General features: G+C 55.4%; 16 protein-coding genes. 10 read left to right on the forward strand and 6 right to left on the reverse strand.

All coding sequences use genetic code 11. The annotated features are described in order from the left end of the window. The first annotated feature begins 417 nt into the window (after positions 1-417). Positions 418-1,491, forward strand: coding sequence for an AAA family ATPase (locus HS1genome_RS09170; RefSeq protein WP_126450654.1), 1,074 nt, complete (start codon positions 418-420; stop codon positions 1,489-1,491). Between the two features lie 628 nt (positions 1,492-2,119). Here the strand turns inward: HS1genome_RS09170 and HS1genome_RS09175 are convergent. The 6 genes from HS1genome_RS09175 to HS1genome_RS09200 all read right to left on the reverse strand — a co-directional run bounded on the left by HS1genome_RS09175 (position 2,120) and on the right by HS1genome_RS09200 (position 5,301). Then, on the reverse strand, positions 2,120-3,148 hold the full coding sequence (locus HS1genome_RS09175; RefSeq protein WP_126450656.1) for an NAD(P)-dependent alcohol dehydrogenase: 1,029 nt from the start codon (positions 3,146-3,148) through the stop codon (positions 2,120-2,122). A gap of 394 nt (positions 3,149-3,542) precedes the next feature. Beyond that, positions 3,543-3,875: a hypothetical protein gene (locus HS1genome_RS09180; RefSeq protein WP_126450658.1), complete on the reverse strand. Its 333-nt coding sequence runs from the start codon at positions 3,873-3,875 to the stop codon at positions 3,543-3,545. After that, positions 3,872-4,303, reverse strand: a complete 432-nt coding sequence (locus HS1genome_RS09185) for a hypothetical protein (RefSeq protein WP_158613775.1) — start codon at positions 4,301-4,303, stop codon at positions 3,872-3,874. Before HS1genome_RS09185 ends, HS1genome_RS09180 begins: the two co-directional genes overlap by 4 nt. Beyond that, positions 4,263-4,517, reverse strand: coding sequence for a hypothetical protein (locus HS1genome_RS09190; protein ID WP_126450662.1), 255 nt, complete (start codon positions 4,515-4,517; stop codon positions 4,263-4,265). Before HS1genome_RS09190 ends, HS1genome_RS09185 begins: the two co-directional genes overlap by 41 nt. A gap of 243 nt (positions 4,518-4,760) precedes the next feature. Next, positions 4,761-4,955 (reverse strand): hypothetical protein, encoded by a 195-nt coding sequence (locus HS1genome_RS12095; protein ID WP_126450663.1) that lies wholly within the window; start codon positions 4,953-4,955, stop codon positions 4,761-4,763. A 133-nt stretch (positions 4,956-5,088) separates the two neighbouring features. Continuing rightward, positions 5,089-5,301 carry a hypothetical protein gene (locus HS1genome_RS09200; RefSeq protein WP_126450665.1) on the reverse strand — a complete coding sequence of 71 codons (213 nt, stop codon included), beginning with the start codon at positions 5,299-5,301 and terminating at the stop codon, positions 5,089-5,091. A 1,607-nt stretch (positions 5,302-6,908) separates the two neighbouring features. On the opposite strand from HS1genome_RS09200, the gene HS1genome_RS09205 reads away from it, so the two are divergent. The 9 genes from HS1genome_RS09205 to HS1genome_RS09240 all read left to right on the forward strand — a co-directional run bounded on the left by HS1genome_RS09205 (position 6,909) and on the right by HS1genome_RS09240 (position 17,890). Next, positions 6,909-7,976, forward strand: a complete 1,068-nt coding sequence (locus HS1genome_RS09205; RefSeq protein ID WP_126450667.1) for an AAA family ATPase — start codon at positions 6,909-6,911, stop codon at positions 7,974-7,976. A gap of 16 nt (positions 7,977-7,992) precedes the next feature. Further along, positions 7,993-8,481: a hypothetical protein gene (locus HS1genome_RS09210; RefSeq protein ID WP_126450669.1), complete on the forward strand. Its 489-nt coding sequence runs from the start codon at positions 7,993-7,995 to the stop codon at positions 8,479-8,481. A 1,111-nt stretch (positions 8,482-9,592) separates the two neighbouring features. Further along, the gene (locus HS1genome_RS09215) at positions 9,593-9,892 is read left to right on the forward strand and encodes a hypothetical protein (protein WP_126450671.1); all 300 of its coding nucleotides are present in this window, start codon (positions 9,593-9,595) and stop codon (positions 9,890-9,892) included. 1,985 nt (positions 9,893-11,877) lie between these two features. After that, a complete protein-coding gene (locus tag HS1genome_RS09220; RefSeq protein WP_158613776.1) occupies positions 11,878-12,630 on the forward strand; it encodes a PD-(D/E)XK nuclease family protein in 753 nt (250 codons plus the stop codon). A gap of 715 nt (positions 12,631-13,345) precedes the next feature. Continuing rightward, complete coding sequence (locus tag HS1genome_RS09225; RefSeq protein ID WP_126450675.1) at positions 13,346-14,185, forward strand: SDR family oxidoreductase; 840 nt, start codon at positions 13,346-13,348, stop codon at positions 14,183-14,185. Further along, entirely contained in the window at positions 14,185-15,219 is a 1,035-nt protein-coding gene (locus HS1genome_RS09230) for a glucose-1-phosphate thymidylyltransferase (RefSeq protein ID WP_126450677.1), read from the forward strand. The genes HS1genome_RS09225 and HS1genome_RS09230 overlap by 1 nt, the downstream gene beginning before the upstream one ends. Before the next feature lie 399 nt (positions 15,220-15,618). Continuing rightward, positions 15,619-16,290, forward strand: coding sequence for a class I SAM-dependent methyltransferase (locus HS1genome_RS09235; RefSeq protein ID WP_126450679.1), 672 nt, complete (start codon positions 15,619-15,621; stop codon positions 16,288-16,290). Between the two features lie 684 nt (positions 16,291-16,974). Then, positions 16,975-17,139: a hypothetical protein gene (locus tag HS1genome_RS12100; protein WP_158613777.1), complete on the forward strand. Its 165-nt coding sequence runs from the start codon at positions 16,975-16,977 to the stop codon at positions 17,137-17,139. Then, entirely contained in the window at positions 17,114-17,890 is a 777-nt protein-coding gene (locus HS1genome_RS09240; RefSeq protein ID WP_126450681.1) for an FkbM family methyltransferase, read from the forward strand. The genes HS1genome_RS12100 and HS1genome_RS09240 overlap by 26 nt, the downstream gene beginning before the upstream one ends. Positions 17,891-18,372: the final 482 nt, after the last annotated feature.

Here is an 18,372-nt window from a genome sequence, read left to right on the forward strand (position 1 = left end):
GAGAGGCGTCGAGGAGAGCAGGCAACGTAGTTTGGCCTGCGCCTCGAGGGCATCGCGGGCTTCTAAACTGGACTCCCGACCAGGGTCTCCACCACAAGGACGTGACGAACAACTTCACGCACACCTCTCTGCCTTGTCAAGGTAACTCGACTTCTTTCTTCGCCCCAGACAGACTCTCGGAGGGAAACCCCTGTTAACCTTTGAGGTGAGTTTAGGGCAGTTTACCTTCCCAAGGCCTGAGGTTGGGGTACAGCTCATCCGATGTGCTTTCCCCGACGTTCGAAACCTCGTTCGTCCCGGTAGAGGCGAACTTAATGTCTCGTCGAGGAGCTACCTCTGAGCTTATAACTTAGGAGGGGGTAAGTAACTTAGGAGGGGGTAAGTAACACGTTATTCGATCCCAGACCTAAAGGGACGTTGAAGGACGTTTTCGACAGGGAAAAGGAGGTCGAGCTACTTAAAGGCTCGCTGAGCTCTCCGCTGGTGGTAATCTCTGGCCTGAGGAGGACGGGTAAGACTTCCCTCGTGAGGTCGATCCTCAACGACGCGAAGGCCACCCACCTCTTCTTGGACATGAGGAGGTTCGAGAACAGGGAGTACATAGTCTACAAAGACTTCCTCGGTGTGTTGGAGAGGGAGGTCAATTCCCTGACGAAGAAATGGAAGGGGGCCTTGGACCACTTCAGGGCCGTCAAGGGAGTTAAAGTCGCGGGCCTGTCGATAACCTTCGGGTGGGGGAGGGAGAGGACGGATTTCTCTGACGTCCTTTCCTCTTTGAACGACTGGGCGAAGGACAACGGGGAGACAGTTACCGTGGTCGTAGACGAGGCACAGGAGCTGGTTAAATTGAAGGGGTACGACGTCCTCCCCTCCATGGCCTACGCCTTCGACAACCTAAGGAACGTGAACTTCATCGTCACGGGCTCCGAGGTTAGGGTGAAGACCAGGTTCCTCAAGTTGGAGGACGCAGACTCCCCTCTCTACGGTAGGGCCCACGTGGAGGTAGACGTAAGTCCTTTCGATAGAGAGACGTCGGTCGAGTTCCTCGAAAGGGGGTTCGAGGAACACGGGATCGAGTTCGATAGAGGCGAGGAGGTATACGAGGAGCTGGGCGGCAATCCGGGCTGGTTGACCTTCTACGGTTACGTGTACGTGAAGGGATTGGGTGTGCGTGCCATGGAGGAGACGAAGAAGTACGCCAAGAGCCTCCTATCTAAGGAGCTGTGCAACTTCCTAATGGAGGGAGGCAGGCTGGGGTCAAAGGAGAGGTACCTCAGGGTGTTGGAGGCCTGCAGGTCTGGGTGTTCGTGGAAAGACGTCAAGAACTCGCTGGAGGCGCTCGAGGGTAGGGAAGTGAACGACTACACCGTTCACACGATACTGCGGAACCTACTGGAGTACTCCTTCTTGGTGGGTGAGGGGGACAGAAGGTACTTCCTCGCCGATCCCTTGATGAGGGAGTTGGGCAACGTGAGGTGCTCCGGGCCGTGAAACCTACCTTCGCTGGAGACTGACCGGCGCGTCCCTGGGGGAGGTCCTCCGCGATCGGGGAAACGGAGTTCGTAGCCCCCCTAGGAGAGTCCCCTGCCCCGCCACCTCTAGCTCGTCGAGTCCCCACGAGCGTCGCCGCGACGTAGGCGGATCGACCGGACTACGGTGTTGAGGAAAGCGTTAGCCCGCGGCTCAACTAGCCGTCATTACGACCGTAGCCCGTGGGGTCCTTCGCTTAGCTCGGCCTCTTTCCAGAAGTCGCCGAGGCCGGACGAGGAAATAGGGGGAACTCGTCGACCCGGTGGTCGGCCAGTTCCCCGCGAGCGTAGAGTCGTTTAGGTCGAGCCGTGGAGGTCGAGGAGACAGCTAGGAGATCGGTGTGAGGAAGACGGGATCATGGAACCGATCTGGCGAGGTGAATGGGTCGACCAAGCATCGACGTTCATTAGGTGGAGGGAAAACGAGATCTCGTCTCCTCCCAACCGACGGGTCGCACCGTCGTGGGACCTCTTCCCTTTCACGCGAGCGAGGAGGTACCTACTTAACGGTGGCCACGAGGTGGCAGATTAAAGCGGTCGAGGAGTCACGGTGGGGACGTGGGCGCAGTTGAGGCTCCCCTCGTCGCTCGTCAGGGTAGCTCGGGCACCAGCACGGCCCTCCCCTCCACTTCTCCCTTGGCCAGTCTCTCGAACGTCTCGTTCACCTGTTCGAACCCTATCCTCTCCACTCTCGCCTTAATGACGCCCCTCCTAGCCAGGGCCAGGACCTCGCTAAGTTCGAGCTGAGTTCCCCAGTTGCTCGTAGTCACGGAGACTTCGTTTACCGTACCTGCGCTGAACTTCAGCGTGCCGCCTGCGAGTCCGACTATCACCACCGTTCCCTGTCTCCCAGCCATGGCGTATGCCTGATTCATAGTGACGTCGGAACCTACAAAGTCTACGACTCCTTGAGCGCCCTCACCCCCTGTCAGTTCCTTCACCTCCTTTACTGGGTCCTTTTCAGTGCTATCTACGACGTAGTCGGATCCAAGCTCCCTCGCTATCTCCAACTTCCTCCGGTTAACGTCCACCGTGACCACGTTGACCTCCGGTGTGAGGAGCTTTGCGTACCTCACGCCGAACTGACCGAGTCCACCCGCCCCTATTATTACTACTGTGCTATCGGGATAGAGGTGTGGGAGTAACTTTTTGATCGCTCTGTAAGGGGTCAGGCCCGCGTCAGTTAATGGTGCCGCCTCTACTGGATCGAGGTTCCCCAGCGGCAGTAGGTAGCGATAGGAGGGAACGAGTAGGTACTCCGCATACCCTCCGGGCTTTCCTATGCCGACCCACTTAGTTACGTCAGACAGGTTCTCCTCACCCTTCAAAACAAACCTGTCGACCTTCTCGCTCCACCCTCCATAAACGGCGACCTTGTCTCCGACGTTGAAGCCCTTCACGTTGGGTCCCACCTTCTCGACGTACCCGGCGTTCTCGTGTCCCAGGGTAAACGGGAGGTACGGAAGGATCGGGATCTTTCCCTCCATGATATGAAGGTCGCTGTGGCAAAGTCCAGCTCCACCTATCCTCACCAACACGTTCTCTCCTACGGGTTCAGGAGTCGGGACTTCCCTTATTTCCAGGGGCTTCCCGTACGCCACAAGTTGAACGGCCTTCACGGTCTCATTTCGTTAACAGCTCTATTTAAGTGAATAACCGTGCCTACGCGGACGTGGCTCCCCCCTCAAGGCCCCACCTCGCTCAAAGTGGAGGACCTCAGGAGAGTACCCAAGGATGGAACACTTTACAGACTCGTAATAAAGGACAGACTGGTAGCAAAGGGTTTTGCCTGTCGTGGGAAAGGTCCTTGAGGGACGCGGGAAACCTTTCGATTTTCTCCAAAGGCCACTCGAGGGCTCTCAAGGACCTTGCGCCGGGAACATTGAACGACTTCTCCACGTCTACGGAAGTTCGTGTACACCTCTAGCCCCCTTTAGGGAAATTCTCCCACTTCGGCTCGCTTCGTTGAGGCTTAACTTATCGGCACTTCCCTGCTTCGGCTTCCGTGTTGCCCTACCTGTGTCCGCTCAAGGGAAGTTGTATGAACTTGAAGTTGCACTTGTTGCGGAAGTCCCTTTCTCTGGAGAGCGGAAAGAACGTTACGATCACTACGTCCCCGCTACCCTCACTCACGACTAGGAGACGCAGAGTGGGGGAGAGAGCGAAGCAATGATGTCTCCTACCTCTAGCCTCCAGGAGGGAGTAATCCCCTGAATGGTGACAAACGTAGTTCAGCGCCTCGCACACAGTGTTGCCCTTTAAGTCGCCGAGCAACGCCTTCAGTTCCTCCATCCTCTGCTCCAACAATTTCCTCTTATCTACGCTCCCTGGGAACGAGCAGCTCACTTCACATTGGTCAATAGTATCCATGAGACGTTCACGCAAGGGTTACCTATACCGTCCCGGAGCTCTGGGTACACGTTCAAGTTGGTCACCTCCACCCTGAGCCTGACTTCCACGTCGTTCGAGGAGAGGACCGTCCATCCCTCTTGAACCTCCAGGCCCATTGGAGAGACCGCTCTGTGGGAGCCGAACTTCGTCGGATCGCACATCTCTCCCATCCTCGGCTTGTCGGTATCAACAGCGATCACTACGCTGACCAGAGGTGTGAAGCTGCTCTTCGAAGAGAAGAGGGCGACAGGGACGGCGAAGAGCCTGAGCGTTACGTTCTCCTCCTCTGCCCTGAACTTCACCGTGGTGGGCTCTACTCTCTCGACCGTGTACGCTTTCCTCTCAACTTGGCTCATCTTCCTCATACTCCACGTCCAGTGCAACTATCCTCCTTTTCTCGTCCCTGTAGATACTCACCATGGCTTCCCTCGTCTCCACGGTGTGGGGTTTCGACTGTGAGAAACGGACGAAGAGTCCAGCCTCGTTGTCCACAACGACCTCGTAGGCGAGTACAGGATGGACGTTGAAGAGCTCGTTGGAGGAGGGCTTGGTGTTAGTTGAGGTCTGAATAGCAGAGATCGTAATGTTCGACGTCACATGCATGACTACGTCGGGATGTTTATAAAGTTTGAGGAGCGGAGGACCGACGATGGGGACCTCGTAGGCGCGCTTTACGAAGCGTGTCTAAGGGCGCGGAAAGCCTCTCGTGGCTGTGATGAGGTCGGTCACGGAGCTGATGGAAGATACTGAACGTGGGTGTTGATTCAGATAGCTACACTCAGATAGCTACACCTATACAATAGGTGACCTACCCGGGAGTGTTCCTGTGCAGTTGTTTCACTACAGTGAAATTACATCGGGTTCTCCCCGATCGCTCCCCTCGAGGTGGGCCTGGTTTATGGGAGTAACCTCGTGGAAGTAGAAGGGAGACCCGACGAGAGTGGCGAGGCCGTACTCTATTGTACTGCGCCTACTGTTGACCGCCCCGGTGTTCCTAGCTAGGGGCCACCTGCGCAAGGAGTGGAAGCCCTCCACGGCGCGTTAAACTCCTGCTGGGAACGTTGTTGGAGAGGACCCGATAGACCAGGTAATCGTAGGGGTAGTTCGCTCCTCCCTTGAGGTGGACTAAGGTCTCGAACTCCCCCCGAGTTGAAGAACGGGCCGTCGGCTAGGAGGGTCCACGCCCACAGGTCCCTCCTCCCGGGTTCCTGTTCACGTAAGTTGGGAACTCGTCCAGCGCCCTCGCTCGAAGGGCCTTGAGGAGGCCCCGCATTTCCGCCGGGGAGGTGGACCTCGACCCTCTAGACGAGGCTGTACACGGTGGGGGTCTCCCCTCCACCCTGGAGAGGGCCCTCATGTTCGCCCCGTTCAGGTACTCCACGACGATCCTCTCCTCCCGCGGTTAAGGCAGTAGTGGAAGCTCCTCCCGCACGTCCTCGCACCGAACTTCCTCTCGCCCCCAGAGGAGCCGTCACGTACTACCGTGTCTGGACCGCGGGAGGAGCACCTGGGCCTCGCAGACCTCCTCACCCCCACCTTCCTCGGAGAGGCGTGCCGACCTTCGCGGCCTGGACTCCCGGGACTTACGCTGCTACGGCCTGCCCGGTTCAAGTTCCACTTCCTAGGCTCGAGGTTCGAATTCTTCAGGGTCGGGAGTGGTAGTCGTACGAGGGTCGTCCCGCACTACACCGCCACCGTACGGGAACCTTTCTATGAAACTTCCGTTTTTACGCTTGAGCCAGACAATTACGCTATGACTTATCGAATGAGACGACTGCGAGAACGCTCCCCACCTCATTTCGATAGCTAGGGCAATGACACCTACTCCCCACGAATTCGCGGGTCCCCCAGCGAGCTTCTCGAAGGAGTCTAAGGCGGATTCACCGCATCGGAGCTCTCCTCTCGGGGGCAACTATCGAAATCGCATGCCTCACGCTCCCCCTCCGTCAGGGGGATCGGGTAGACCTCAGCGTTCTAGGAGTCGCACGGGAGGACAGGCGAGCTAGTGTCGGGATCGGCCTACCTCGAGCCGCGATCCCTCGATCGTTCCAAGTGCCGTTGTGGGAACCCCCACGTGATTTCTCGGGAAAAGCGTTAGCTATGGGGGATCTAGGACGTGACGGAAAAGCGAGCGAGATCCCCCTTCCCTCCGTATTCACTGCTCTTCTCCCCCCAGGACACTTCGTTCAGACTAACGAATCACTTCACAGTCTCAGCATCGATCCCTAGGCTTCCATCCCCCACTGGAGGGGACATAAATTGTGTGAACTTATGTGTCAAAATGGATCTCTCTCCGAAGGCCTTACAAATCAAGTCGACTTTAACTGGTCCCAATCTTGTTCCACACCCTCCATTTCGGAGAAAACTCGGTTGGGGCCTCTCTGTAGAGCTCGACTCCTTGTTCTGCCCCGCTTCCACTGCTCGCTGAATTCCCGCCTCCGTGGGAGGTTCGGGAGTTTCCAGCGTGATCGACCCCTCTTCCTGAGGACCTTTCGTCCCCACTTATAGGCCCTCGCACGGAGGGAGGGCTCCCAGTGCCGGACTCGACCTCGTCTGATTTCGATGGCCGCCTACAAGAGCCGAGTAACGTTGTTAAGGCTCGAACCTCGAACGACCCTTAACTTGGCACTTCCCATCGTACTGACCTCCTCCCTGGAGGGGTTCCCTTCTGGAGAGCTCGTAGTTCCCATCGTCGATTCGGGTACATCTCTCTCGGCGGCAGCCTAGCGGATCAGAGGACCACCCCATCTGAAGACGCGGGGGACTTTCCTCCAGTCCCTTGAAGGAGACGCTTGTTGCCCCTTCCGTAGTCCAGGTAAGCTGTCGAGCTGGGGGAAGGAGCTCACCAGCATCGCTACGGATTTTTAGGAAAAGTATTTGAATTATCATCACCGCTCCTAGAAGGGGCGAGGCTTTCAATCTCATTAATATGTAGGGAGACTTCACTCGCCTCACAATGTTTAATTTCCACAGCTACAATCCCAAATTATGATAAAGCGAGTGAGGCTCAAGAACTTCAAGAGCTTCGACGACGTAACGGTCGAGCTACGTAAGATCAACGTGTTCACCGGGCCTAACGGCGCCGGAAAGAGCAACTTGGTCGACGCCTTCGTCTTCTTGAAGGAGTTCCTCAGGCCGGGCTCGTTCCCTCCTTACCCCTTCATACGCTGGGGCGGCTACTCGAACCTGGTTTTCATGAAGGACGAGAACGCCAACGTAGAGTTGGAGATCGAGGCCGAGGACTACAGCTATCGTCTGGTAGTGAACGGGAAGGACGGGCTTAGGGTATTGGAGGAGTCCCTGAAGTATAAGGAGACGGAAGTGAAAAGGAAGTACAACGAGGTGGAAATCGAGGGCAAGATACTTAACCTGGATCCGTCCATGAGCGTCTTCCACAGCGTACAGAGGCTGGGACCTATGGTGCTCTCGAACATTCCCCTTCCCCTTCACCTGACCGACTTCATGAGCAAGTTCGGAAACGACATCGCGGTTCTGAGGCTGGAACACACCGCCTTACTACGTCCAGTCCCCTTCAACTTCCCAAACGTGCTGGGAGTAGACGGCTTCGGTCTACCCAAGGTCCTTTCCTCTCAACCGCCGAAACCCGTTCTGGACTTCCTTTCGGAGTTCAACTTGTCCTTGAAGGTAGACGTTAGTCCGGAGGGGAACTTCGTTCTCAACCTAGTCGAGAGGGTGAACGGTGGGACGCTGGTCTTGCATCCCTCTTCCATACCCTCTGGCGTAGTGAAGATGTTGGCCATCCTTACCGCGATCTACGTGCTTAGGCCTTCTATCCTTTTAATAGACGAGGTGGAGAACTCCCTCCACCTCAACTTCCTGGAGAGACTCGTAGACATCTTCGACTACTCAGAACCCCAGGTCGTGCTGACCACCCACTCCCCAGCCGTAATAGACTTGGTCGATCCCGCGGACGTGGTGACGATCCACAAGGAGGGAGGTAGGAGCGTCCTCCAAAGGGTTAAGGATACGACCAAACTCAAGGAGTGGCTGAGGGAGAAGGGCCTTTTGCTGAGCGAGTACTTGTACTACTCTTAGCGTCCAGGTGGTCAGGGTGAGGATTGCGCTGCTGACGGAGGACACTCACGCGCCGTCGTTTATTGAGAAGGTGATGGAGCGATTGAAGGAAGAAGGACGTTTGAACGTCGAGGTGGTGGTCTGCAAGGGCGAGAACTCCTATAGGAAAATTCGGCCTTGTTCGGATAAGATAAGACGAATAATAAACTCGATAATAGATAAATGTGACCGAATTTTAATATTTCAAGACGCTCACGGGGAAGATCGAAGTGAAGTAGAAAGGAGAGCGCTCTCCCACCTAGAGAATTTATCTACTTATATAGGAAAAAAGATATTTATTATAATATTTGAGGAGGAAATAGAAGAGTGGATACTTCCCAACACCCCTCGTCCAGCAGACGAACTGAAAAGAAAGGAGATGTACGAGAAGTCGTCTCTCCCGTCTTACTCGAGTGAGGTGGACTTCAAGAAGCTCGATCGGGTCCGAAGTTTCAGGGATTTCCTCTACGCATTGATGGTTAGTTGAGGAAAGTATCGACTTCGGGCTAACGATCGAGGGTGAGGTCCTCGCCCTTCTGGAGTGGGTTCAAACTAGGGAACCTCCGTCCTGAAGCTAATCGACTTCTCAACTCTTCCCTATTTGCGTAGAAGTCGAACTCGGTTGAGGCGTCTGAACGTTGAAGGTCGTTCGAGCCGCCGGTTTACAAGGAACGTTAAAGTGGGGGTACGAGGAACTCGCGAGGAAGTCCTTCGAACGGACCACGGAAGGAGAGCGCGTAGAGTCGAGCCACGTCTACAGGTTCGCCTACAGCGACGATAACGGGCTCTACCGTACGATCCCAGTACCAGGTAGACGTGTGGCAAGAGACGACGGAGTGTACTTAATGGAGTCCTTCGCGAAGCTCGACCTCGTTCCCGATCTTTCGTCCAGACCTTCGTTGCGTTCGCCTCTCCCACACACTCCTCGTCTGGACGGAGAACAGGAGCCCCCTGTGTGCGCGGGTCGGGGGCTCGCTCGAACGCGACCTCTACGATCCTTCCGCGCCTTCAACTCCCCGGCAGCCGGAGTTCTCCGGGACACGGGAGTGCTTGAACGATGGGAGAACACGGAAACCGACGTGCGGGTGAGGGAGAAGCACATGGGGTGCTTGAACGATGGGAGAACCGACCACCGTTTCCTCACGTCGTCGATGTCTAGGACCGCCTGGGACTCCCCGGCTACCTCGCACCGACTTAGATCTGCTCGATTCACGAATCCCGCCTACTCCAGTTGTAAGTTCCCTCTGGCCTCAGTGATCCCCTCCCGCTACCCTGTGGCCTTCCTTTAAACGGAGGGTTGAGGAGGCCAGGTTGACTTCGACTAGGACGGTGTGACGTTAGACGCAGCGTTGAGGTCCCAGCGCTATCGGATGCGGGGCAGCTCACCGTACATCCGTCGAGCCAATCGAGCGGGGAGAAGCTACGCCTCCCGAAGCTGGCCTACAAGAGGTTTCGTCAGTTAGTGGAGAAGGATGGACGGGGGCGACGAAGAAAGAGGTCTAAGCTTCCTAAGGTGTCCTCCACGACGCCGGCGTCCTCTGCGATCCCTCGGGTGAACTGCCTTGTTAAGTTTTTTGTCACCTAGGTCACTCATTACTGTGGTAACTAAGCACTACAAAGTCAACGTGGAGCTCAGGAGTTCGTTTTGGGACAAGGAGTACCTGAAGAAAAGCGCGGAACAAGTGTTCAACCTGGACTTAGAACCAGTGATAGTCGAGGGGAAGACGCTCTCCTTCAGGCTAAGGCACGACAGGCCGTTGAAGAACCGGGAGGTGAGGGGGTGCGGCGACATACTGTTCGCCACTTTGGAGGTGATCAGGGGACTGCCTTGGGCCACCATTCGCGTGTTGGAGACAGCCACCTACGAAGTGAAAGGGGGCATAGGCGGGGGGCTCTAGGTGGGGGTGCGGGAGCGTCGACCAAGAGATACGAAGTCGCCGTAATCCTGGCCGTCCTAGGGGGAATCGTGGGGTACCTCCTCGGCGACACGGCCGAGAGGGTCGAGAGGCATCTGTGCGAGTACGAGAACGTAGGTGGCGTTCCCAGTTTGCTCTACTCGTTGTGGGACTCGCGAGGCATCGAGGCTTTACGGGCTCGGAGGAACTGGAGTCCGCAGAGGAGTTCTTCGCTTTATACGTCAATTCCAAAGGTCATCCTTGCAGATACCTGGTCTTGCTCGCTTCCGCAGTGGAGGAACTGGCTAAATATATAATTATAAACTTATTAGATGAGTATATTTTTCAACAACTAAAACAATACGTAAAGCAATATAATAGTTTGGAAGTTTCCAGAAAAGGTGGGTAGATTGACCTCTGTTTCGAAATACGTGAAGACAAGTATGGACAAATCCGACCGCGGTCACGCCTTCAAGTACGCTATAGTTTATTTGGATAGAGGTAGCCAATTCATCTAAGCAACCAAGGAGAGAGGACGTGGAAAAAATAGTGAACAGGGCCTTGGAAGTTGAACGCCTGAGGGGAACCTACCTGACGACCGCGTCTAGAGGTAGGGCAAGCGAGGACGAACTAAACGTTGTTTGTAAGGAATTAGAGGAGAGTAGTGAAATACACAATATACAAGCAGTAACGAAGTTGGTCCGATCCAGCACCGAAACGGTGGAGCAGTTATACGAACTAGCTGGAGTGGTCGACGATCGACGAGGAGACCCTCCACCGAGAGGCACGAGGGGGCCTCGGGGAACTGTCGCCTGGGGCCCTCGCGGAGGACGAGGAACAAGGCGAGTCACGCAAGGGAAACCTTACATATTCACGTAAGTAATTAGAGGTGAAGTCGACACTGCCACCAGTGAGGTCAGTCCCCTAAGGTGGGGTTCACTGTTTAACGTGAATACCCCTGGCGTCCTCGCGACGAGCCCCGCTCTTCGGGGGAACCTCGAGCCCCCTTCCCAACGGAGATCCCGAGTAAGCGCTCCGTGATGCCTTGGAGAGTGGTTACGAAGGTAGCTCGGGCACGACACCCAGTACCTAGGGTTCACAACGCTTTCTGCCGAAGGTCCGAGAATTGTTCGTTTCTCCGCGAAGACTGCCGCGAGGGTGCTGACCACGTCGACGGAAGTGGACCCCCTCGATCTACGTCAAGTTGAAGTGTTGAGGCAGACGGCAACCCCCTTCGCGAAGTCGGGAACTAACGCATTCACGTCGCGTTCCCCCCTCAAGGTAGCACCACCAACGTAGGAGAGCCCTTCAGGGAGCGAACGGCTTGTCCACGGCGATGACGTTTGTGCTCGAGCGGAGTGGAACGCCGTGTCCAATAAGTCGTTCCGACCCAGTTGACCACCTCGTACGTCGCCTGGACGTCCTGTCTTCACGAGTCCGAGAACGCGACCCAAGCTACGGCGTAGGACGAACCAGCGATGGCCTCAGAAACTCCCCCTCGACTTCGACCTCCTCTCCTCCCTGAACATCGACGCGAGTTCCACAGTCAGAGAGGGGCAATACAACGCTTTACTTTCGAGGAACTCGTATTCACCCAACCTTCACTCCGAGGAAGGGTGGTAGAGAGCGTATCGGTCCCGAGGGACTTCCTAACTTCCTCTCCGACCTCCGCTACACTGAGGTCGACCTGCGTCCAGTGCCTCGAGGGCCCTCCGAGGGATCGACTCTAGCTCGTCCCCCTCCCTCCAGTTCGTGCTCTGGGGCACGTCCCTAAGGATGTACACGGCGTTCCTCTCCCCCAAAAAGTTAAGGACGCAGGTAGAGCACCAGGTGAGTGCGGCACCCTAGGCTTTAACGTTCAAGGGAAGGTATCAGTCAACGACGACGTTCTTTCCCTAATGAGGAAGGCTGAGGAGGGGTTCGAGGGATCTAAGGTATCGGTTAACCGCTCATCGTGTTTTATAAGTTCCCTGAAACGATTTCCATATATGGCGCTGAAAGCCGATTTCCTGAAGCTGTTGAGGGAGGACGAGGAGTTCAGGAAAGAGTTGACGCGATTGCTCGGAGAGTACGGTAGTCCAGGACTAAACGAATTGAGGGAAGTACTGAAGGAAGTTTTGGGCGCCGTAAACAAGCTGACTGAGGCCCAGCTAAAGTGGCAGGAGGAGATCGTGGAGTTAAGGAATAACACGGTGAAGTTGGAGGAGAGTGTGGCACAGCTTGCGGAGGCCCAGAGGAAGAGCGAGGAGAGCATGAGGGAGTTGGCCCAGGCCATGATCCAACTGACGACTAAGGTGGAAAACCTGAACAAGTCCGTGAGCAGTATGGGGCAGAGGTGGGGGGTGGACTACGAGGAACTGATCAGGGACTTCTTCCAGGACTTCGCCGAGCGAGAGGGTCTGGACTTCAGTTACGTGAATAAGTTCACCTACAAGGACGACTCCGACAAGTACGGCAAGAAGGGGAGGATATACGAGGTAGAGATCCTAGCCAAAGACGGCAAGGTGTACCTGATAGAGGTGAAGTCCTTCGTGGAGGAGGACGACGTCGAGTGGTTCGACGTAAAGACGGACATCCTAACGCAGGCCCTAAACATAACGAACCCGGTGAAGCTCATGCTCGGGGTCAACACCACGGACGAGGCCGTCAAGGCGCCGGATGCGCTAGGGATAAGGTTGATCTACGGTGACGTAATAGAGGCGAAGAGAAAGGAGAAACCCGGAGTCCATCCCGAAACGTGACAGGGCAGAACGGTCCTCCGTCGATAGGCCGATGTAGGGATGGAGGATACGCGCTTCCGGCCACTTTGGGGCTCTCACCTATGACCGGTGACTCCACTGGGTCGTCGTTGGCCGAGGCGGAGGTCGTCGCAACTCGGAACATGGGGGAGTTAACCGCGCGCAGTCCTAGAAGGAGTTCCGTGACCCACCGTCAGTGGTTCCCCGAGGGCCGGTCCTACACTCTATCGCGATGGAACGTGAAGCGTGTGAAACGGAGGTAAACTGCTCACACCTCCAACGACAGTACTACTCGAAGGGCCCAAGTCCCTCGGGACGGATGGCTCCCTCAAAGGTTTTTACAGTAAAAGATCCACGGCAGTCAGAGCTAGGTGCTGCAACTCGACGGTGGGCGAACCCTCCGTACTGCCCGAGGAAAGGTCCGCATCCGCTACGAAAGCGAGGTCTCCCCGAGAGGCGGGACTCGCGGACGCCCTTGAGAGGAGTTCGCTACGGACTTGGAGGACGCAGCGACTAAGGGCTTTTCGCCGCACCCCCGTAGAGATACGGACGTCCGTCTCACCCGGCGACTCGAACGCGTCGGACGAACTCCCGTCCCGACATTCCCTTCCGAGGGGCGAGTTCTCGACCGCGCGTCACCCCGAGACACGGTACGTGAGGGACACCTCGAGTGCGGAGGCGCATCTACCCTTTTATACTCGGCGATCCAGGACTCCCCATGCGGGCGCTGGTCCTGGGCGGTTCAGGGCAGCTGGGCCTCGAGCTCAGGGAGGTACTCTCCAACTACGAGGTGGTCTGGACCTACTCGTCCCGCGAGGTGCCGGGCGGGGTGAAGCTGGACGTGCGGGACTTCAACTCCCTGGAGGACCTGGTGCTACGGACGAGGCCGGACGTGGTCGTGAACGCCGCCGCTTTCACCGACGTGGACGGCTGCGAGACGGACAGGGAGAGGTGCCTGAAGGTGAACGGCGAGGCAGTGAAACACCTGGTGAGGGCGGCGAGGGTGGTCGAGGCCTACGTGGTGCACGTCTCGACCGACTACGTCTTCGACGGGGAGAGGGGGAACTACGCGGAGGAGGACGTCCCGAACCCCGTGAACTACTACGGCCTGTCTAAGTTGGTGGGTGAGGCCTACGCCCTCTCCTACGACGACTCCCTCGTGGTGAGGACTTCGGGGGTCTTCAGGCACAAGGGTTACGTCCCCTACGCACTGAGGGCGCTCAGGGAGGGGAGGGAGGTGGCCGCGTTCAGGGGGTACTACTCCCCCATATCTGCGAGGAAACTCGCCCAGGCCGTCCACGAGCTGGTGGGACAGAGGAGGACGGGCGTACTTAACGTCGCCGGGGAGAGGGTGTCGAGGTACGACCTGGCGGTGAAGCTGAAGGAGATGTACGGCCTCCCGGGCAAGGTACGGGAAGTGCAGGACGTACAGGGCTGGAAGGCCAGGAGGCCATTCGACTCGTCGCTGAACTCCTCCAGGGCCAGGGGACTTATCTCCGTGGAGTTGGGGCTGGAGGAGAACCTCGAGGACCTCCTTAAGGTCGAGGAGGTGAGGTGATGGAGGCGGTCATACTCCACGGGGGACAGGGGACCAGGCTCAGGCCCCTCACCCACACGGGGCCGAAGCAGCTCATAAGGGTGGCTGGGAAGCCGGTGTCTCAATGGGTGCTCGAGCAGGTGGTGGAGGCTGGGATAACCGACGTCGTTCTGGTCCTAGGTGACAACAACCCCACCAGGGTGGTGGAGTACTACGGGGACGGTTCCAAGTTCGGCGCCAGGATAAGGTACGTCTACCAGGGGAAGGCCAGGGGGCTGGCTGACGCCGTCTACAGGGTGAGGAAACTCGTCTCCGACCAGTTCCTCGTGTACTTAGGGGACAACGTTGTCCCATACGACTTGAGGAGGTTGTTCCCGTTGAGGGGGGCCGCCTCCATACTCCTCGCCAGGGTACCTAACCCTGGAAGGTTCGGCGTAGTGGTGGTGAGGGACGGGAAGGTGGTGAGGCTCGTGGAGAAGCCGAAGGAGCCCGTGTCCGACCTCGCCTTGGTGGGGGTGTACGGCTTCACGAGCGAGGTGTTCGAGGTGGTGCAGAGCCTCAGGCCCAGCTGGAGGGGTGAGCTGGAGATAACCGACGCGATCCAGGGGTTGGTGGACAGGGGGAGGGAAGTGGAGTTCCAGGTTGTGGACGGTTGGTGGAAGGACACGGGAACTCCAGAGGACGTCCTGGAGGCCAACTCCTTCCTCCTGGACAGGCACGCCACCAGGTCCGTACTGGGGGAGGTGAGGAACTCGACCGTGGAGGGGAGGGTTGTAGTGGAGCAGGGAGCGGTCGTGGAGAACTCCACGATAAGGGGGCCGTCCTTCGTGGGGAGGGGGACTACGGTGAGGAACTCCTTCGTGGGTCCTTTCACTTCAATAGGGGAGGACTGCGTCGTGGAGGGAAGCGAGGTGGAGCACAGCGTGATCCTCGACCAGGTGACGCTCAGGGGGGTGTCCCTCATGGACTCACTGGTGGGGACCAGGGCAGTGGTGGAGAGGGGAGCGAAGAGGCAGAGGCTCGTGATAGGGGAGAACTCGAGGGTGTGGATGTAGGTTCACTCGTTTGAGGAGAGCGTTTCGAAGTCCCATTAAAGGCTCCTTTGTTGTGAGATGTAGTTGATAAGAGACGCGGATCCCTACCCCTTCGGCCGCTGAGTGTTTCCAACAGAAAGGTCGGCTTTCCTTCAAGCCTAAGCGTTGATTAGGGGACTTCGCCCACCTAGCACACACCGAGCCCCACGACGAGAACTGTGGGGAACGAGTTTCCCACGGTACACTCTCAATACGGTTTTTATATTTATAGGTATAATAAAATAATAGAATTTAATATCTTTAAAACTCTTTTATAGAGAATAATTATGTGCCACACGAGCAGGACTCCGCCGTTATCGGATGGCTGAGCGGTCGTCAGTTACTATAAAAATTTAAACGTAGAGGTAGGAGGAGGCTGACATGTGTAACGTTAGTGTTATAGAGTTCTTCGTTAATCACATCGAATGCGAAGAATTTAGAGGCAAGAAGGTTATTGAAGTGGGAAGTAGATACGTAAACGGGAGCGTTAGACCTTTAATAGAGAAGTTCTGCCAGCCCGAGGAGTACACGGGAGTGGACATCGAAAGGGGAGAGTTGGTTGACGTCGTCCTTCCAGCCGAAAAATTAGTTGAAAGGTTTGGGGAGAACTCCTTCGACGCTTTAGTCTCTACGGAAATGCTGGAGCACGTCAAAAATTGGAGAGTCGTTGTAAATAACATGAAGGCAGTCGTCAAACCGTTGGGATATATATATATAACAACGAGATCGTTGGGCTTTCCATATCACGCCTTCCCTTACGATTTCTGGCGGTATGAGGTTGAAGATCTGAAGGAAATCTTCGACGACTTCAATGTAATAAGTATAGCGAAAGATCCTTCAGAACCCGGCGTGTTCCTCAAGGCAAGGAAACCGATCGACTTTAAGGCCAAGGACCTATCTGATGTTACCCTGTACTCTATGGTTTTAGGTAAGAGGACGAGGGATGTACCAGACCGTTTCCCCGTTTTAAGGTACTATAGAGTGAAGACCAGCTCGTTCATTCTAAGGGCAGCTTCATCGCTTTACAGGAAAATAATCTTTACAGGAAAATAATCTTTACAGGAAAATAATAACGAATAACACATGAAAGGGGAACTGAGCAATCCATGTTCACTGACCATTAGGAACGAGTTCGGAGCATCTCACTATTTGAAGTTTTTACGTGATATAAGCGTCAAGAAGTGCTCAAAGTTAGTATATGTTGTGAGTAAATTCTAGATATAACATAACTCTAGGTAAATTCCGTCAAATCCGTAAACTGGAAACGCTCGTCGGAACCGTCTAACTGAGAAAACGGAAGTAAGTGGTAAGTTCCTTGGGAATGCCCTGTTGTAGGAAAGGGAGAGAACTGAAAACTGAGCGTGCTGACGTAATGAGGAATCGGTCAAGTATGACAGCGAATTGAAATAATCGACCCTACTGCTTTAAAACTTTCGGCTGTTACGCTCTGACAGCCGAGACTTAATGGTATTGTTGTCCTCTCCTTACCGTCGCATCCTGAACAGTCCGGTTTCTTAGGTGAACCAGTCCCCCTCTAAGCTGGCCCCTACGTGAGAGTCCGCTAGACGATGGACGCAGTTCGGTAGAGGACACGGTGAAGTACAGAAGTAGAACCCAAAAGTGATATGGGTAGACGAGTTGGGGATCAATTGAAGGTTTCTCTCAAGCTAATTCTGTAATTCTGAGTAGAGTCAGTTACAAGAACCTTTTAATAAAGGTCCTTTAGAATAAAGGTTAATGTTCGGTTTCAAGAGCGGATTGAAGGACCTTCTCCGCCTTTACTTGGATCTTCAGCGTAGGGACGTAAAGGGTGCAGAGTACAGGATAAGTAATCCCTGGGTCCTCCTCAGGAATAAGGGCGTGGTCAGGTTGAGTGATGGAACGGAGATCCCCCTTCGATGAGTCCTCTAGGAAGGACGTTCTCGGCCTTGTACTCTTCCTTCTGCAGAATGGTGTGAGGCTGGGGAAAGACGAGTACTCCTGGAAGTTGATCGATGGGAAGTTCGTTGAGACCCCGGAGGGAATAAGGTTCGGCCTGAAGGGTGTCGGTATGCTGGCTGAAACCTTCCTGAGCCAGATACACTTCGCCGGCTTAGATCTGAGGGGGAAGACCGTTGTCACCGCAGGAGCCTACATAGGGGACACTCCCCTCTACTTCTCCCATTACGGAGCTAAGGTGTACGCTTTCGAGCCGAGTCCCGTGTCTTTTAAGATCGCCGAGGAGAACCTGTCCCTAAACCCTTCACTCAGGGATAGGGTCACTTTGAGGAATTGGGCCATAGGTCTAGACGGTGAAGTTGACTTCCCACTGGAGGAGGACTCCGGTGGAACCAGCATTTTCGAAAGAACCAACTCCACGGTGAAGGTCAGGTCAGTCTCCATATCCACGATACTTAAGGAGTTCGACCTGAAGGATCCGTACCTTCTCGACTTAGACGTTAAGGGGGCTGAGTACTACGTTGTCAACGACCTGGGGATCTCTAACTTCGAAGTGTTACGAATAGAGTACTCCCCTTACCTGGTGGAAGGGGCCACCTTAGATCATTTGATCTCCAAGGTGAGGGAAAAGGGTTTCAAAAAAGTCAGAGTGTTCAAACACAACTGCCTCAAATTCGATCTGAGGGACCACGGAACGCTCCACGCTGAGAAGTGAAAGACCCATAGTAGGCAATGGACTGCAACGATGGGCTTTCAGACACGAGCTTTCAGGGCGCACCTCTGAAAAACCGAGTGCATTACGGAGGTTAAGGACATCACGATGAACTAGGAAGTGGGTCTTAGTGACATTTTTAGGAGACGATCCCCTACACTAAGTCATGCATCTCTCTTCTTGGTAGAACGGGAGAGACTTCCACCCCCGAACTTCTTATTTGTGATTCCTCGAGCCGGTCTTTCAGTGAGAAGTTGACTTACTCGGGTAGATCAACTATACATTGTTCAGGTCCTCAGGTGGCTGTATCTCTCATCCACTGAGAACCCACGATCGGTGAGCCTCCTAAATAGAGTTCCAATCAAATCGAGGACGTGAGTCTATGAAATTCAACACGTTAGTCCTCCAGACCGGTGGTTAGCTTCAAATTGAAGAGTATTATTGCCGCTAGACCTACCCCCATTGAGCGTGTAAATCACCCTTTC

Source organism: Sulfodiicoccus acidiphilus, from assembly GCF_003967175.1.
Lineage (GTDB): Archaea > Thermoproteota > Thermoprotei_A > Sulfolobales > Sulfolobaceae > Sulfodiicoccus > Sulfodiicoccus acidiphilus.

What these genes read in the sequence shown, in the direction of transcription:
- HS1genome_RS09205 (WP_126450667.1), top strand. Translation starts at nt 6,909, where the DNA reads ATGATAAAGCGAGTGAGGCTCAAGAACTTCAAGAGCTTCGACGACGTA.
- HS1genome_RS09240 (WP_126450681.1), top strand. Translation starts at nt 17,114, where the DNA reads ATGGAACGGAGATCCCCCTTCGATGAGTCCTCTAGGAAGGACGTTCTC.
- HS1genome_RS09230 (WP_126450677.1), top strand. Translation starts at nt 14,185, where the DNA reads ATGGAGGCGGTCATACTCCACGGGGGACAGGGGACCAGGCTCAGGCCC.
- HS1genome_RS09220 (WP_158613776.1), top strand. Translation starts at nt 11,878, where the DNA reads ATGGCGCTGAAAGCCGATTTCCTGAAGCTGTTGAGGGAGGACGAGGAG.
- HS1genome_RS09225 (WP_126450675.1), top strand. Translation starts at nt 13,346, where the DNA reads ATGCGGGCGCTGGTCCTGGGCGGTTCAGGGCAGCTGGGCCTCGAGCTC.
- HS1genome_RS09235 (WP_126450679.1), top strand. Translation starts at nt 15,619, where the DNA reads ATGTGTAACGTTAGTGTTATAGAGTTCTTCGTTAATCACATCGAATGC.
- HS1genome_RS12100 (WP_158613777.1), top strand. Translation starts at nt 16,975, where the DNA reads ATGTTCGGTTTCAAGAGCGGATTGAAGGACCTTCTCCGCCTTTACTTG.